Raw genomic sequence first — 17,412 nt, forward strand, 5'->3', positions numbered from 1 at the left:
GTATTATTTTATGTATTATAATAACTAACAAATACAATCAAGAGCCACCATCTTAAGATATGACAGAGATTATTCCTGTAAAGCCTACAACAATTAAACTACCATCACTGCCACAAACTATACTACCAGCTATCAATCAATTTATTGTGGCTTTGGGAATTCCAAGAGAAGTATTAGCAAGTGATGAAGATATTGAATATGCTTGGATAAACCTACCTAGAGAATTGCGTAGCATTCCTAGAATAAATTTACGTGGTGAGCTAATTGCTAGAATGTGTATTGCAGTAAGCGTAGGACTTTTTGATAGTGCAATTAACTATGCTTGGAATGCTGCTATCATACAATTAAGAGAAAAAGTTAAAAATTTTGGTTTACCAATAGTTGCTCAAACTCTCCAAAAAGATTTTGAAGAAAAACATCTTTTAGACCTTCAAGATAGTCAACTTTTAGAGTTTTGCTTGAAACTGAATCTTGTTACTGAAGAAGGTTATTTTTTCCTAGACCAATCTAGAAGTACTCGTAACAACTTTTCAGCAGCGCATCCAACAATTGGCCAAGTCAACGACCGCGAGTTTATTACATTTCTAAATAGGTGTGTCAATTATGCTCTTGCTGAATCTACTTCACCACGGGGTATAGATATTGGAGCTTTTATTTCCGCAGTCAAAAACTCTCGGTTTGCAGAAGGACAATGTTCGTTATGGTTGGAACGTCTAGATGCAACTCATGACGCTCAAAGAGAATTGTTGTTTGGTATGATTCATGGCATCTATTGTGATCCAAGTACACTAGAGCCTGTACGCTTAAATATAATAGATTTATACCTTCCTTATAGCGAAAATTTCACATCATCTATTCGGTCTCATCTAATTAATCGACATTCAGAATATCTAGCCAAAGGTGATGCACAGCGACATATAATATCTCAACAATTATTTCAAAAAATAGGTCTACTGACTCTTCTAAATGATTCTGAAAAGCACACTATTATCTCAAAAGCAGTTAATCAACTATGGAATGTTCATCAAGAATGGAATAATTTCTATAATGAACCACCATTTGCAGAGCGATTAGCAGAGCTATCTAAACAAGGTTCATTACCAAAAAGTATACAACATGAATTTGTTGAAAAGGTAGTTGGTTGCTACATCGGAAATGGATATGGAATTTCTCAGATTGCAGAACCTTTTTATGAGGAAATGATCCGTGAATTTTCACCAAAAGAAATTCAGCATATGGTTGAGATTCCACGTAAAAACTCTTCTATAGTCGCACGTCAAATAAATAGCGAATCTTCATGTCGTAGAAGATTTCAACAAGCTCTCAAACTGATTGATAGTTCTAGTGTCCCTGATGCGGTTCGAGTCAACTATGAAAATTTGGTTGGACAAAGAAGAAGCAGCTAAGTATGGCGACTAATAAAAGATATTATTTAGAACAACCATAGTTGCAATAAAAATAATTATGACGCACACATCATTTTAGGAAATTCAAGGTTTGACATAAATATTTTTATGGAGTTCTAAATGTCTAACCACCAATCCCCCTTTCAGCGTCCAGAAGATTACGTAAAACCAGATACTAATTTTCAGCACCAAGAAGTCGTTCAACTACTCAAACAAATTATCGAACCTATTTTAAAAAATGACATCGTTAGTTTGGGAATGGTACGAAATTTACGTATAGTTGATGACTATATTTACTTACGTTTATATATTGGTTCTCATCAGCACCAATTACAACCAGAAATTCAATCTAAATTATCATCTCTATCTTGGTGTAAAAAAACTTATATTCAAATTTGTACAATTCCTGGTGTTAAAACAACTCTTGCAGTTTCTAGTGGTAAAGGTGGTGTAGGCAAATCCACAACAGCCGTTAATATCGCCGCAGCTTTAAAATTACAAGGTGTAAAAGTAGGACTATTAGATGCTGATGTTTATGGCCCCAATGTTCCCCAGATGTTGGGTTTGGGACAAGCTGATATTCAAGTGATTAATACTCCCATAGGTGATAAGTTTTTACCTCTAGAAGTTCAGGGAATAAAAGTAATGTCAGTGGGTTTACTTGCAGAAGCAAATCGTCCTTTGGCATGGCGGGGGCCTGTATTGCATAAAATTATCACGCAATTTTTGCAAGATGTAGAATGGGGGGAATTAGATTATTTATTGATAGATTTACCTCCCGGTACAGGTGATGCTCAAATTACAATTATCCAAGAAAGCCCAATTTGTGGAGTCATTTTAGTGACAACTCCTCAACAAGTTGCTGTTGCAGATGTACGACGTAACATATATATGTTTCGCCAAGTGGGCGTTCCTGTCCTTGGGATCATTGAAAATATGAGTTATTTAATTTGCAACGATTGTGGTTCACGCACACCGATTTTTGGTAGTGGTGGCGGCGAACAATTAGCCACAGAATTACAAGCGCCTCTGTTAGGACAAATTCCCATTGATCAGCGCATTTGTAGCGGTAGTGATACTGGAAATCCTATTGCGATAAGCGAATACGCTTCACCAGCAAGGGAGGTTTTTATAAAAATAGCTACTTCATTAAACACTACTTTTATGCTAGATGATAAAACTACGTATGACTCTTTCATCACTCTCACCAGAGAATAAAACAATAATCCTTACTAGACAACACTTTTAGGCAAAACAGATGATTTTACCCATAAGCTCCATGAATCCTAGTCGCTGCTGAACCAATCAGCTTACAGCAATACATGAGAGGGCAATATGAACTCAACCAAATCAGGTAGCACCAAGTCCAGCAGCAAAGATGGGGAGCAAAGCTATAAAATCTGCTGATCGCAGTTCCCCAATCAGTATCAGAACCAATCCAACGCAATTTGTCGCCATACAAAAAGCGGGGTGTCTTTGCTGTATTAGGAAAGTCGTCGGGTAAATCAACACAACTCGCAGAAAATTTCTGGTTAATTAATCTTGGGAGTAAATCCTGGCGATTGAGCGCCATCGCACTCAAATAATTAGCAATTAGTTCAGCATCAAGACTCTGGGTTAGTTGGGAAATCAACAACGCTGCTAAAGTTTCTTGTTCTTGCTGTTGACAATAATCGCTGAGTTTTCACGGCACTTCCTTCAAGTCGGGCATTGCCCGCCCAACGGAGTGCCTCGCCAATAGTTCAGCAATACCGAAGTCATCTAAAGCTTGTAGATAACTTCTGTGTTCATCTGTTTTGTGGCAAACAGGTCTTAACATGGAATATGTCTCCTGTGAGAGGGAGCCAGAAGCCAGTGCGTCAGCCCTGAGAAAGTTGCGTGCTGACTTTTGACTTATCAGTAATTATACATATTTTTTATTTATTTATATTTAAATTTATTTGTTTCTAGTGATTTAATATAAAAATACATAGAAAAGCTGATGATAGTCAGATGGGAAAAGTAACACTAAGTATTTACATGGAAGAAGAAGACAAAGAAGCTCTGCAACAACTGGCGGATGCAGAGGAGCGTTCTTTGTCGCAAATGGCAGTGTTAATTCTGAAACGAGCAATTAAAAAAGCGCAGGCAGAAGGAACGATTTCACCGCCTGGGAAGGGGAAGTGAGGCGATCGCGCTCCGCATCTCTAGCAGCAGCACGTAATCCTGACTGATCCAGACGGGCAATTTCAGCTATAGCGGTTTTCAGTTGTGTGCAATGTTTTTTTTACGCGTCAAATTCAGCTTTTGTAAGATTCTGCCCATTGTAGAGCGACTTATTTTTACCTAAGTACGCAGTTCTAATTGCTCGCACAATTCAACCAAAGTAGCATCATTATCTGACTCTACTAATAACTCTATTAATGCCAGTTACTCGTGATTGAGCTTCGATTTTTGACCTCCACCATGAGGAAAGGCCTCAACTGTTCCACTGTTTCGGTATTCCCTATCTTACGATCAGGAACCATCTCTAACAAACGATCAGAAGCTTGAAACACTGTAATTGCAAATCTGCGCTCAAACGTTGGCTATAACAGTCGCATCCACGTAAGCACCTAGTTTTGTTTCCTCAAAAATCATAGAAGCATCAACTTGACTTTCGCTCAGATTTTTAAAACCATATCTTAAGATAGATGCAATTAATAGATTTATATAGTGATGCTACACAAGAAACCTAACATTGATTCTACTTTGGAGTTAGAAATGACATGGAGCAAAGCAAGAGCAGTTGAGTTAACCATATCTTGCCGAAACATTCTAGGAGAAGCCGTTGAAATGTAAAATCAAGGCACAAAGATCATTGTGTTGTGAGTCGGAAGCAGGAGTTTTATGATCGCCCTACCTGGAGTCGTCATCCAAAGCAAGATATATGAGAGTTCTGCCTCTCTGGTGTATCGGGGCATTGGAGAGGCAGACAATCGTGCGCTCGTCATCAAACTGCTCAAGCAAGATTATCCCTCTCCTCAAGAATTAACACGCTATAGGCAGGAATATCAAATTACCCGCTCCCTCAACTTGAAAGGAGTGGTCAAGGCATATAGCCAGCAGGACTATCAACGCACACTCGTTATGCTCCTGGAAGACTTTGGCGGAGAGTCCTTAGAATACTGGATACGGCAGCGACGAGACTTCTGCCCGATGTCGCTATCTACATTTTTGCAACTTGCGATCGACCTAACAGATATTCTGGGCAGAATCCATGCTGCCCATGTCATTCACAAAGATATTAATCCTGGAAACATTGTCTTGAATCCGGATACTGGTGTCGTCAAAATCATTGACTTTGGCATTGCCACTCGGTTTACTCGCACTAATCCGACCTTCAAAAGTCCTCATGTGTTAGAAAGCACTCTCGCCTACTTGTCGCCAGAGCAAACCGGGCGAATGAACCGTTTGATCGATTACCGTACTGATTTCTACTCGCTCGGTGTAACATTTTACGAACTACTCACTGGACAGTTGCCGTTTTCCACCACAGACATTCTGGAACTCGTCCATTGTCATATTGCCAAACCACCTGTTCCGCCTCACCAACTAAATGCGGCAATTCCTAAACCCGTTTCAGATATCGTTCTTAAGCTGATGGCGAAAAACGCAGAGGATCGCTATCAGAGCGCCTGGGGCATTAAAGCAGATTTAGAGGTTTGCGCTCAACAACTCAGAGAAACAGGACAAATTGACAACATTCAGCTGGGAGTGCAAGACTTTTCGGATCAGTTTCATATTCCCCAAAAGCTGTATGGACGAGAAGCAGAGATTGAAGCATTACTGGCGGCGTTTGACAGAATAGTAGCAACAGATTTTGTAACGGATGTAGCAGATGACTTGACGAGGAGACGCACAGATCGCCCATCCGCTCCCCATCTGTTGCCCATAATGTTGGTCTCCGGCTATGCGGGAATTGGCAAATCCGCATTGGTGCAGGAACTCTACAAACCGATCGCGGCAAAGCGGGGCTATTTTATCTCTGGTAAGTTTGACCAATTTGGGCGCAATGTTCCCTATAGTGCGATCGTTGATGCCCTGCGAAAGCTAGTGCAGCAACTACTGGGTGAACCCGATGAGCAAGTACAACAATGGCGATCGCAGCTTCTAAACGCCTTAGGAAGCAACGGACAGCTAATCATTGATGTAATTCCGGAAGTTGAATTGATAGTGGGCAAGCAGTCACCCGTGCCGGAGGTTGGATCGATCGAGGCACAAAATCGGTTTAAGCTTGTCTTTCAAAAGTTCATTCGAGCTTGCTGTTCCTATGAACATCCCTTGGTCATTTTTCTAGATGATTTGCAGTGGATAGACTTCGCTACGCTTAGGCTGATTGAGTTAATCCTGAGCGATCGGGCGATGCAATTTTTGCTGTTAATTGGAGCTTATCGGGACAACGAAGTAACCCAGATACATCCGCTCTGGGCAATGATAGAAAAACTCAAGCAGGAAAATGTTGCGATTAATCAAATTACATTAGCTCCGCTAGAACAGGGAGCAGTCGCTCAATTGATTGCTGAAACCTTGCACACATCTAGTGAGTTGATCGCACCTCTAGCAGAATTAATATGGCGTAAAACGAATGGCAATCCCTATTTTACGAATGAATTTCTCAAAACGTTGTACACCGAAGACCTGATTGTCTTCAACATTAATCAACAACACTGGGAATGGGATGTTGCTCAGATCAAAGCCAAAAATATTACTGATAATGTAGTAGAGTTAATGATTGGAAAGTTAAAGCAACTTCCAGAGGAGACTCAACGAATCTTACGTCTAGCAGCTTGTGTCGGTGCTGAGTTTGATTTAGCAACGCTCTCAGTCATCTGCGAACGACCAGCAGTTGAAATTTTTGCAGAACTGATAACCGTGATTCAGTTGGAGTTGATTCTAGCTACTTCAGAGTTAGATGAAAATCTGTTAATTCAGCATTACAAGTTTTCGCACGATCGTGTGCAGCAAGCCGCCTATACTTTGATTGATCAGGAACAACTACAAGCTGTTCACTTGCAAATTGGTTACTGTTTGCTGAAAAGTAATCAGCCTGAAACTAGATCAGCCAATTTATTTGAGGTCGTTGATCACCTTAATCTCGGTCGTGATTTAGTCACGGATCAACAGGAGCGCGACAAAATAGCCAGGTTGAATCTGATTGCAGGACAGAAAGCCAAAAAAGCATTAGCTCATAGTGCAGCACTACAGTATTTAACGACAGGAATAGAACTGCTAGCTGCTGATAGCTGGCAGTTTCAATACGCTCTGACATTGGCATTGCACGAAGCGGCGACAGAAGCAGCATACCTATGTGGCGACTTCCAACAAATGGAGCAATGGGCGATGGTGGTTCTAGAACAGGCAAGCACTGTTTTAGATAAGATCAAAGTTTATGAAACTAAAATTCAAGCTTGCGTAGCGCAAGGTAGGCAAAACGAGGCAATTAAGATTGGTTTAGAGGTTTTAGAACTGCTGGGTATCGCTCTGCCAGAAACACCAGTAGAAGCTGATGTTCAAAGGCAGTTAAAAGAGACAGCAGATTACTTTAATGCCATAGATATAGAAGATTTGCTGGAGCTACCTTTAATGAAAGAGCCAGATAAATTGGCTGCGGTGCAAATCCTATCAAGCTTAGTTGGAGCTGCCTATCATGCTTCTCCTTCACTACTACTACTGATTGTGTTAGAGCAAATAAATTTATCTGCTCAGTATGGAAATACTTCCTTTACATCTTTTGCCTATGCTACTTACGGTGGGGTAATTCTCAATGGAATCATGAGGGATTTTGAAGGAGCTTACCAATTCGGTGAATTGGCACTCAGCTTGACTGAGCGATTAGATAGTAAAAAACTTAAACCTAGGGTAACAGAGATGGTTGCAGCGCATCTTATGCACTGTAAAGCTCATCTTAGACAGACTTTACCCTTACTTCAGGAGGCATATGAGACTGGGCTGGAAACAGGAGATTTAGAATATAGTATGTATGCTGCCGCCCTTAACTGTATATACGCATATTTTGCTGGTTTAGAATTAACAAAAATTACATCAGCGATCAGGATTTACAGTAATATTTTAGCTCAGTTCAAACAGGAAAATATTTTAATTTACTTTCGCAGATTGCAGCAAGTTATCTTTAACTTGCTAGAACAAGTTGCAAATCCAGGTCGATTACTTGGTAATCACTATAATGAAGATCAGTTTTTGCCAATTCACCTTGAAGCAAATGATAGAACTCACCTTTACAATCTGTATCTAGACAAGCTTATTCTAAGTTATTTATTTGAAGATTTTCCCCAAGCAGTGGAGTATGCTTCTCAAGCTGAACTTTATCTAGACGGAAATACAGGAACTTTTTTAGTACCTGTACTCTATTTCTATGACTCTTTAGCGCAGATACAATTATATCAATCTGTTTCTGACTCAGAACAAGAGCATCTGCTGCTCAAAATCAATAACAATCAGGAGAAGATGCAAAAATGGGCACATTCTGCTCCAGTAAATTGTCAACATAAATACGAATTAGTTGAAGCAGAAAAAGCACGGATCTTAGGTCAATTTTTTGAGGCAGAAGAACTGTATGAACAAGCGATGCAAGGTGCTAGAGACAACGAGTATCTGCAAGAAGAAGCGTTAGCCTATGAGTTAGCTGCCAAACATTATCTAGCGCGAGGTAGGGCGAAAATTGCCCAAACCTACATGAAGGAAGCTCACTACTGCTATGAACGGTGGGGAGCAAGGGCAAAAGTCAAAGATTTAAAAACTCGCTACCCACAGCTATTTCCCCAGTCATCGGCTGTAGCTCCCACGTCAATTCGCACCCCTTCTGAAACTAGTTCTAATTCCTCACCTATTGCTTTCGATTTAGCGGCGGTGATGAGATCATCCCAAGCGATTTCAAGCGAAATTGAACTGGAGCAGTTGCTTCGTTCCCTAATTCAGATCTTAATTGAGAATGCTGGTGCCCAAACTGGATTTCTGCTTCTGGAAACTTCAGGAGAATGGTTAATTGAAGCTTCGTGTGAACTCAGCGCTGGTGAAAATGCCTGTTCTACGCAAGTGCTGCAATCCACTCCAATTACGAATCATCTACCTGAATCGATTATCCAGTACGTGATTCGGACTCATGAAACTGTGATCTTAGATGATGCAACTTGTGAGGGTAATTTTATCCATGAATCTTATATTCAACGCCATCAAACTCAATCGATCTTGTGTTTGCCGCTGCTAAACCAAAGTCAGCTCGTCGGTGTATTGTATCTGGAAAATCCATTAGCGGCTGGGGCGTTTACACCGGATCGATTCTCCGAAGGAGACGCTACGCGATCGCAGGTCTTGAATCTATTATCCACTCAAGCAGCGATTGCGATCAAAAATGCCAGACTCTACTCAAAGCTCCGCGCTAGTGAAAGTCGATTTTCTCAATTTCTAGAAGCGGTTCCAGTGGGCGTTAGAGTCCTGGATGCGGCGGGTCACTCATATTATATCAATCAACGCGCAACTCAGATGTTGGGCAAAGGGAATGATCCTTCCATAGCACAAGATCAAATCGTAGAGGCTTATCAACTTTATATAGCAGGAACGAATCAACTCTACCCAACTGAGAAATTGGCAGCAGTCCGTGCGTTGAGCGGTGAAAGTACCATGATTGATGATATAGAAATTCAGGTAAACAATAAAAGGATTCCGTGTGAGTCGTGGGGAACGCCAATCTTTGATGAACAGGGTAACGTCGCTTATGCAATCGTAGCCTTTCAAGACATCACTAAGCGCAGACAAGCCCAGTTAATGTCGCAAGGGCAACAGATGGCACTCCAGCGATCGCTCGCATATCTTGCAACTGAGCCAGAACTCGACAAATTTTTGGGGCAAGTCCTTGCCATAGTCGTCGAGCAGCTTGATGCCCCAGTTGCCTGTCTTTGGTTAAATGATGACGAGCAAGAGGTGTCAGCCATGCACCTAATCCGCTGGAACACTCAGCTTGTCCCTAACCCCCCTGCTACGCCTATCCCGATCGTCGTACCATTCTCGGTCTTTCGTCAGCTCGACGCCTGGAAGCCTTTGCATCATCACTATCAGCCTTTCGCATATTCAGATTTGTCAAACCATCCTGACATGGAAATCTATCGCGCCTGGTCAGTCTTGCCCGAAGGCGTGCAAACGCTGCTGCTGATTCCGCTCGTGTTTGGGGACGACTTGCTGGGTGTCTTTTCGATCTCTCACTTAGAAAGTCATGCCTATTCCTCCGAAGCGGTGGATCTGGTCACTGCTCTGGCGCAGCAGGTCGTGTTGGCGCTTCAACTAACTCGGTTGGCTGAAGATGCCAAACAAGTCGCGATCATGGAAGAACACAATCGTCTAGCACGAGAGATTCACGATACCCTTGCTCAAACCTTTACTGGCATCTCGCTGCAACTCAACAACGCGCAATACTACGCCACCCAAGACGCAGAGATTGCCTGGGATATCATTGAGCAAGTCAAAATTTTAGCAAAGACCGGACTTGCCGAAGCCCGTCGCTCGGTTTGGTCATTGCACCCCGATGCCGATGAGTACCGAGATTTGGCAGGGTCGTTGCAACGATCGCTGAGGCAACTGACGCTTCACACTGACCTGCAAGCCGACCTCACCATCGTCGGAACGCCTCAGCCTGTGCCACCCGATATCGGTATGAATCTGTTGCGAATTGGACAAGAAGCTATTACCAACACGCTGCGCCATGCTCAAGCACAAACGCTACATCTCGAACTCACCTTTAAGCTAGATGCGATCGCGCTACATATCAAGGATGATGGACGCGGATTCAATTCGCAATTTGCTAACGATCATGGCGGCTTTGGCTTGCTTGGGATACAACAACGCTGCGATCGTCTAGGTGGAAAGTTCAGCCTCCGCAGTCAACCCGGACAGGGAACTTGCATTCTCATCCAAATTCCATTTACTTTCTCACTACCATGACTCTATCCTCTAACATTCGCGTTTTGGTTGTTGACGATCATCCAATTGTGCGGACTGGGCTAACCACCATGCTGGACTCTGAACCGGGTCTGGAACCGCTCGGCGAAGCCAAAACCGGCATTGAAGCGATCGCCCAATTCCAAACGCTACAACCTGATATCACCTTGATGGATTTACGCTTACCAGAGTTATCCGGAGTTGAGGCAATCACCGCGATTCTTAAAGAGTTTCCCGACGCTCGCATCATCATTCTCACTACCTATGACAGCGACGAAGACATCTATCGCGGACTAAAGGCTGGAGCCAGAGGCTACCTGCTCAAAGATGCCGATCGCGGTGAGCTATTAGATGCCATTCGATCTGTATACGCCGGAAAAAAACACATTCCGGCTACAGTTGGCGCAAAATTGGTGGAGCGCATGAACGCTCCACAACTGAGTGAACGCGAGATTGATGTATTAAAGATGTTAGCGAAAGGCAAAAACAACCAATTGATCGGCACAGCATTGGGCATCACCGAGGGCACCGTCAAGTTTCACGTTAATAACATTTTATCAAAGTTGGGGGTGAGCGATCGGACTCAAGCGGTGATTACTGCCTTTCAACGGGGGATTGCCAGTCCTTGAGATTGTGTTGCAAAAATAGGTCAATAGCGAGCGTTGAATCATAAGCGAAACTAAACCTGTACTGTTCGTGGGTGCGGTATCCACTGGGAGGATTAATTATGTCGCGCATTAATTTAACTAGATGAGAGAGCGCTGAGGCTCAGATAGGGTAACTTGGATAGTAATTTTGCCATCATTGAGTAACCAAGGGCGGATAGTGAAAGTACGAGCACCACTTGTATGCATGGGGTCAGCTTGTGCAATTTTCTTTGCTTCCTCGACAGAACTAGCTCGATAGATTAACAAGCCATCTCCTTCAAAATATTGACCATCATCAGTCAAAAGAGGTCCTGCTCCAAATAAAACATTTTTATCTTCCAGTTCTCTCAAGTAGGCTCGATGCTCAACAAGATTTTGTTGAAGAGATTCCAGGCTTGTTGCCACGGAAGTGACAACATAAAGTTGCATCCGTAAGGAATTTCCAGAACTTTCGATAACTTTGTTAGCTTCTACGCGCTTACTCATTTTTAACTCCTAAAAAATTTAAATCTAATACTTTAAAGTTTAGACATTGTGTTGGAGATGCTCACCGAACTACCACAAGCTTAGGCATGGGCTAATTGATGCATCTGCAACTGCTGTATCACAAACTCCCAATTCACCAAATGCTGTAAAAACGATTGCAGAAAATCAGAGCGACGATTTTGATAATCGAGATAGTAGGCATGTTCCCATACATCACATGTCAACAGAGGAATTTGTTGATTCACTAATGGATTGGTCGCATTGCCAGTTATGACCACCTTGAGCTGATCTTGGTCAAGCACTAACCAAACGTAACCACTACCAAACTGAGTTGCCCCAGCACTTTTGAATTCAGTAGCGAACCGATCAAAACTGCCAAAGCTATGATTGAGTTTCTCAGCGAGAATTCCACTTGGTTGACCGCCACCGTTCGGTTTCATGCAGTTCCAAAAGAAGGTGTGGTTCCACACTTGAGCAGCATTGTTGAAGATAGATGTTTTGCTTGCTTCATTGTAGGTTGCTAGGACAATCTCTTCTAGTGATTTGTTAGCAAATTCAGTTTCTTTAACGAGCGTGTTGAGTGTGGCAACATAAGTCGCGTGGTGTTTATCGTGGTGGAACCCTAATGTTTTCTCAGACATGTAGGGTTCTAATGCGTCGTAAGCATAAGGTAGCGGCTGAAGTATAAAAGCCATCGTGAACTCTCCTATCCTGTTGTAGGATACAGCTAGACAATCCCAGCTTAATGTCCGATTCCATAAAATTGAGCACTATCTGAGCAATTCAGATAACGATTGTGTCAATTTCAAGTATGGATTTGAATAGTAGTCGTTACAGAGGAAGTATGGAGGTTGCGCCCTCGCACATCAGAAACGCCTCTGCCACTCGCTCTATTAGAGTTTCAATTTCAGCTGGTATCAAACCATGATTTTCTCACTGAATTCGTTAAAGATTTAGAACAAGCTGACACAGCTCATTCCTGATTCAGTCTGCCGATCGTTCTAGATCACAATGTATTGAAAATTTCATCTTCCGTCACTAAGCAGAAGACAGGTTGTGAACTTAACAATCGGAGTGGAGGCGTCCCTATCTTACGATCAGGAGCTTGAAATACTACAATTGCAAATTTGCGCTCAAACGTTGTCTATAAAAGTCGCATCCACGTAAGCACCTAGTTTGAACAAGCATTCTCATCCAAATTCCGTTCACTTCCTCACTGCCATGACCGAACAATTCGCAATTGCGGACAAAATTGGAAATTGATTCATTCAGGGTTGCAAGCCCACGCCACTTGACGCCAGTCGCCTCAAGTCGGGAAACCCGCCCACAGCGCTGGCTCCTTTATGCCGGGAAACCCGTCCACCGCAGTGGCTCCTCAATTTATTGATGAAGAAAATAAAAACACGTAGTATCAATGTTCAAACCCCCAACTTCAGTTGTGGGGTAATAATTGCGAATTGCGAATTGTCAATTGCGAATTGGTATGACTCTATTCTCGAATATTCGCGTTTTAGTGGTCGATGATCGTCCAATTTTGCAGACACGGCTAACTATCATAATGCGCTGCTATTTTGCGATCGGGAGACATCCTTATCTTACGATAGGGGTATCTCCCGATCGCAAGATAGGGATGGCAACTTTTTGATCGTTAAGTTCGCAACTCATCCTTTGCTTAGTGACAGAAAAGAGAATTTTCAATATATTACAGGGTAGATTAAAACCACCAGTCTCAGTTAACGATGAACTGTAACAATTACTTATAACTCATAAGGTGCTTACAGTTGCATATAGTAACATTCATCTCTTTTCGATGATGAAACTAAACCTGGAGCGAGCATTGAATCATGAGCGAAACTAAACCTGTACTGATCGTGGGTGCGACACCTACTGGGAGGATTAATTATGTCGCGTGAGTATGTCTTGTGGGTTGCCACCATTGCCTACGGACTCCACATGTTGGAGGAGTACGAGTACAACTGGCAAGACTGGGTTGGTCGGGTGCTCAATCTACCAGTAGAGTGGAATGAATTCTACCTAGTCAATGCCTTCGTGATTATTCTGGGCGTGTCCTGCGCGGCGATCGGGTGGCGCAAACCAGCCATAGCTCTCGCTTTTCCCGCCTTCATGCTTGTCAACGCCGTCCTGTTTCACATCGTTCCGGTTCTGGTAACACATATCTTCTCACCAGGGTTGTTTACCGCTGTCATCCTGTTCCTGCCGATTGCAAGTTGGACGTTTTACGGAGCATGGGCGGATGGTGTGCTGAAGCTGCCCGTTGGAGTGATCTCGGGTGTGTCTGGGTTCCTGATGATGATGTTCCCAATCGTATTGCAAATAACCAAAAGGCTGCCATTCTTTCAGCAATAACAACAATTCGGACTATTGGTTTAGATTAGCTGAAATTTCAAGCCCACAAACCGCAGTGAGGAAACAGACATGACACAGCAAACAACTGTAGAACGAATCATCTTAGTTACCGGAGCCACGGGACATCAGGGAGGCGCGGTAGCACGTCATCTTTTACAGCACGGAAACTTTAAGGTGCGTGCCTTTGTGCGCGACCCAAACAAGCCCGCTGCTCAAGCACTTCAACAAGCGGGCGCAGAACTCGTACAAGGAGATTTCGGCGATCGCACTTCCCTTGATCGTGCTTTACAAGATATCTACGGCGTGTTTTCGGTACAAAACTTCCAAGACGGATTTGACACCGAAATCCGTCAGGGCAAGGCTGTTGCAGACGCAGCTTCATCGGTGGGCATCCAGCATTTCGTCTACAGTTCAGTGGGCAGCGCAGAACGCAAAACTGGCATTCCCCATTTCGACAGCAAGTTTAAAATCGAAGAACACATCCGCGCCATCGGTTTGCCATACACGATTATGCGTCCGGTTTTCTTCTTTTTTAATTACAACGAGATGCGCCCGATGGTTTCCAAGGGAACGCTTTCGCAACCGCTCAATCCCCAGACGAAATTGCAGCAACTTTCTGAAGAAGATTATGGGGAAATGGTCGCCGAGGTGTTCGAGCGTCCTACCGAGTTCTTGAACCGTGAAAAAGAAGTTGCCAGTGTAGATATGACAATGACGGAAATTGCTGCTGCCTTTAGCCGCGTTTTGGGAAAACCTGTTGAATACCAACAAATCCCGTTTGAAGCATTTGAGCAGCAAGCTGGAGAGGAAGTAACCATCATGTTTCGCTGGTTTGAGAACGTCGGCTACGCGGCGGATTTCGCTCAGTTGAAACGCGAGTTTTCTAAGCTGAGTGACTTTGACTCTTACTTGCGCGAAAAGGGTTGGGCAAAACCTGTTGGAAGTTCTAAGTAACCACTAACTCGCGATCGCAGGCGGATTGTACATAAATGCCAGCCTATATACAACTTGTACTGACTAACCAAACGCCTACAGCATACGAGTTCACATAAAAGCATAGAGAGGCAAAATGAACGTTCTGATTATTGGGGCTACAGGTCCGACTGGGCAACAGATTGTGCAACAAGCACTAGCACAGGGACATGAAGTAACCGCACTGGTTCGCAGTCCTGAGAAACTTGACATGCAGCATGATCACTTGCACGTCATTAAAGGCGATGTCCTCAATCCTGATTCTCTACAAGCTGCCATGTCGGATCAGCAAGCTGTAATTAGTTCACTGGGCAGTAAACTCAGCTTCAAGCCGATGACGCTGCTATCTGAAGGGACAAAAAATCTGGTTCAGGCAATGCAGCAGCACGGCGTTCGGCGATTGGTCTGTATCACCGGGATGGGCGCGGGAGATAGCAAAGGGCACGGGGGATTTGTTTACGACAAGCTCGTTCTGCCGTTGGTACTCAAAGAAGTTTACAAAGACAAAGACCGTCAAGAAGCGGTAATTCAAAAGAGCAATTTAGATTGGATCATTGTTCGTCCTGCTCAACTCACGAACGGATCTGCGACTGAGAACTATCACGTCTTCACTGATCTGAACAATGTGACCGGAGGTAAAATCTCTCGCGCTGATACCGCAGGCTTTATGCTGCAACAACTGAGTAGCGATCGCTATCTGCACCAAACGCCGCTCATTTCTAATTAATAGAGAGAAGCGTTATCTCAGATCTTGCACCAGTCTCAACAAGGGGTTGTCAAGAGAGCAAAAATATGAAAATTTTGTAAGTCTGATCATCAAGGAGAGCAGAATGAGGCTAGGGCTGAAAGAAAAAAGCGAAACTAAACCTGTACTGATCGTGGGTGCAGGACCTACTGGAATGACAGCAGCGATGGAGCTGTCGCGCTTTGGAGTTCCCATCCGTATTGTGGACAAGCTGCTAACACCCTCCACCACATCGCGAGCCTTGGCGGTGCAGTCCCGCACATTGGAACTGTTCGAGCAGCGTGGGCTAATCCAGGAGATGCTCCGAATCGGCAATCCGGCGACAGCAGCCACTATCTATGGGAACGGCAAGTGTCTCGGTCAAGTACACCTTGAACAGATCAAGAGCCGATATAACTACATTTTGCTGATCTCCCAGGCAGAAACCGAGCGCATCCTGCGGGAGCAACTCGTTCGGCAGGGCATTGCAATCGAGCGCGGTACAGAGATGATCAATTTTTCTCAGCTAGAGTCGTCCTCTCAGGCTGGGCAGGGTGGAGTGAAGGCTGTGCTACGCAACTTTGAAGGGGTACTAGAGGAACTCGAAGCGGCTTACCTGATTAGCGCCGAAGGGTCACACAGCATGGTTCGCCATGCATTGAATCTTCAATTTCAGGGCAAATCCCACAAACAAAGCTATGCTCTTGCGGATCTTTATCTCGATGGGGATATTCCCGACGATGAACTCTCGATATTCACAGCCGAACATGGCTTCTTGGGTGTCTTTCCCATGGGTAATCGTCACTTCCGGTTCATTGCTACCGATCCAGAAAAGCATGAAAAGACGGACGACGACCCGACTTTGGCAGAGCTGCAAAAGCTCTACGACGAGGACTCGCACATCCCTGTCCAGCTGCGGGATCTGACCTGGAGTTCTCGGTTCCGGATCAACAGCCGGATGCTTCACACGCTTCGAGAAGACCGCATCTTCTTTGGCGGCGATGCGGCACACGTTCATAGTCCGGCGGGTGGACAGGGGATGAACACCGGCATTCAGGACATGATTGACCTGAGCTGGAAGCTAGCTATGGTTTGGCACGGCAAAGCAGTTCCAGATCTGCTGAACACCTACGAGGAAGAGAGACTCTCTGTCATCCGTGGTATCGTGTCGAAAACAGAAACCGCCACGGATGCGTTTAACTCCGACAGCGTGATCGTGCATCAACTCATCGCGCACATCGCGCCAGTTCTCCTCAGCACACAGTTGGTGCAGCAGTTGAGTACTGGACTGATCAGCGAGGTCGCCTGGAATTACCGAGCCAGTTCGCTGTCCCAAACCGATCGTGTTCATGGGAATTTGCGGGCGGGCGATCGTCTGCCGGATCTCGACGTATCGATCTGGGAGAGCGACGCTTCGGGCAATGCTCAGTCTGGTAAAGCGCGCCTTTATGAGATTATCGATCCGTCGCGCTTTACTCTTCTGGTAGCAGGTGGCGAAAGTACAACGGACTTATCTCCAACCTGGAAGGAGCAGCTCAGTCCTTGGGATGGGTTTTTGAAACTGCAACGCATTACGCCTGCCCCTAACCAACCAGAAGCAAAGATCCAATTCGACAGATCCTTTGGCAGTGGTCAGAGCCTTGTCCTCGTGAGACCTGATTCATATCTCGGCTTTGTTGGCGATCATGATGCTTTGCCAGCACTCACAAAGTGGCTTAACCAATGGTTTCCACCGATTGCAAATTGAGCTAATGGACAGAGTAAAAAAGTTGAGACAAGAGTTTTGGGAATTATCCGTACATTTGACTTCAATAATGACGACACGAATTTGTCCCGATGC

Annotated in this window: 14 protein-coding genes; 10 read left to right on the top strand and 4 right to left on the bottom strand. The window is 44.2% G+C overall.

The window, feature by feature from the left end:
• The first annotated feature begins 59 nt into the window (after positions 1-59).
• Both V7K56_RS24790 and V7K56_RS24795 read left to right on the top strand, forming a co-directional pair.
• Positions 60-1,406: a hypothetical protein gene (locus V7K56_RS24790; RefSeq protein ID WP_334914571.1), complete on the top strand. Its 1,347-nt coding sequence runs from the start codon at positions 60-62 to the stop codon at positions 1,404-1,406.
• Positions 1,407-1,526: 120 nt separating this feature from the next.
• Positions 1,527-2,624, top strand: coding sequence for an Mrp/NBP35 family ATP-binding protein (locus tag V7K56_RS24795; RefSeq protein ID WP_334914573.1), 1,098 nt, complete (start codon positions 1,527-1,529; stop codon positions 2,622-2,624).
• Positions 2,625-2,670: 46 nt separating this feature from the next.
• Here the strand turns inward: V7K56_RS24795 and V7K56_RS24800 are convergent, their stop codons facing one another.
• Positions 2,671-3,039 carry a hypothetical protein gene (locus tag V7K56_RS24800; protein WP_334914575.1) on the bottom strand — a complete coding sequence of 123 codons (369 nt, stop codon included), beginning with the start codon at positions 3,037-3,039 and terminating at the stop codon, positions 2,671-2,673.
• A 51-nt stretch (positions 3,040-3,090) separates the two neighbouring features.
• Complete coding sequence (locus V7K56_RS24805; protein ID WP_334914577.1) at positions 3,091-3,225, bottom strand: hypothetical protein; 135 nt, start codon at positions 3,223-3,225, stop codon at positions 3,091-3,093.
• A 173-nt stretch (positions 3,226-3,398) separates the two neighbouring features.
• Between V7K56_RS24805 and V7K56_RS24810 the strand changes: the two genes are divergently transcribed.
• From V7K56_RS24810 to V7K56_RS24820, 3 genes are all read left to right on the top strand, one after another.
• Positions 3,399-3,572 carry a ribbon-helix-helix domain-containing protein gene (locus tag V7K56_RS24810; RefSeq protein ID WP_334914579.1) on the top strand — a complete coding sequence of 58 codons (174 nt, stop codon included), beginning with the start codon at positions 3,399-3,401 and terminating at the stop codon, positions 3,570-3,572.
• Between the two features lie 702 nt (positions 3,573-4,274).
• Entirely contained in the window at positions 4,275-10,379 is a 6,105-nt protein-coding gene (locus tag V7K56_RS24815) for an AAA family ATPase (protein ID WP_334914580.1), read from the top strand.
• Positions 10,376-11,005: a response regulator transcription factor gene (locus V7K56_RS24820; protein ID WP_334914582.1), complete on the top strand. Its 630-nt coding sequence runs from the start codon at positions 10,376-10,378 to the stop codon at positions 11,003-11,005. The genes V7K56_RS24815 and V7K56_RS24820 overlap by 4 nt, the downstream gene beginning before the upstream one ends.
• A gap of 117 nt (positions 11,006-11,122) precedes the next feature.
• Here V7K56_RS24820 and V7K56_RS24825 read toward each other — a convergent pair whose 3' ends face one another.
• Both V7K56_RS24825 and V7K56_RS24830 read right to left on the bottom strand, forming a co-directional pair.
• A complete protein-coding gene (locus V7K56_RS24825) occupies positions 11,123-11,509 on the bottom strand; it encodes a YciI family protein (RefSeq protein WP_334914584.1) in 387 nt (128 codons plus the stop codon).
• Between the two features lie 80 nt (positions 11,510-11,589).
• Positions 11,590-12,204: a superoxide dismutase gene (locus V7K56_RS24830; protein ID WP_334914586.1), complete on the bottom strand. Its 615-nt coding sequence runs from the start codon at positions 12,202-12,204 to the stop codon at positions 11,590-11,592.
• Positions 12,205-12,992: 788 nt separating this feature from the next.
• On the opposite strand from V7K56_RS24830, the gene V7K56_RS24835 reads away from it, so the two are divergent.
• The 5 genes from V7K56_RS24835 (at position 12,993) to V7K56_RS24855 (ending at position 17,319) form a co-directional block, all read left to right on the top strand.
• Positions 12,993-13,154, top strand: coding sequence for a hypothetical protein (locus V7K56_RS24835; RefSeq protein WP_334914588.1), 162 nt, complete (start codon positions 12,993-12,995; stop codon positions 13,152-13,154).
• Positions 13,155-13,411: 257 nt separating this feature from the next.
• Positions 13,412-13,876: an HXXEE domain-containing protein gene (locus V7K56_RS24840; RefSeq protein WP_334914590.1), complete on the top strand. Its 465-nt coding sequence runs from the start codon at positions 13,412-13,414 to the stop codon at positions 13,874-13,876.
• Between the two features lie 69 nt (positions 13,877-13,945).
• Positions 13,946-14,830, top strand: coding sequence for an NmrA/HSCARG family protein (locus V7K56_RS24845; protein ID WP_334914592.1), 885 nt, complete (start codon positions 13,946-13,948; stop codon positions 14,828-14,830).
• A gap of 115 nt (positions 14,831-14,945) precedes the next feature.
• Entirely contained in the window at positions 14,946-15,575 is a 630-nt protein-coding gene (locus V7K56_RS24850; protein ID WP_334914594.1) for an NAD(P)-dependent oxidoreductase, read from the top strand.
• 103 nt (positions 15,576-15,678) lie between these two features.
• Positions 15,679-17,319, top strand: coding sequence for an FAD-dependent monooxygenase (locus V7K56_RS24855; RefSeq protein WP_334914595.1), 1,641 nt, complete (start codon positions 15,679-15,681; stop codon positions 17,317-17,319).
• Positions 17,320-17,412 lie beyond the last annotated feature (93 nt).

Source organism: Nostoc sp. (assembly GCF_036917535.1).
Taxonomy (GTDB): Bacteria; Cyanobacteriota; Cyanobacteriia; order Cyanobacteriales; family Nostocaceae; genus Nostoc.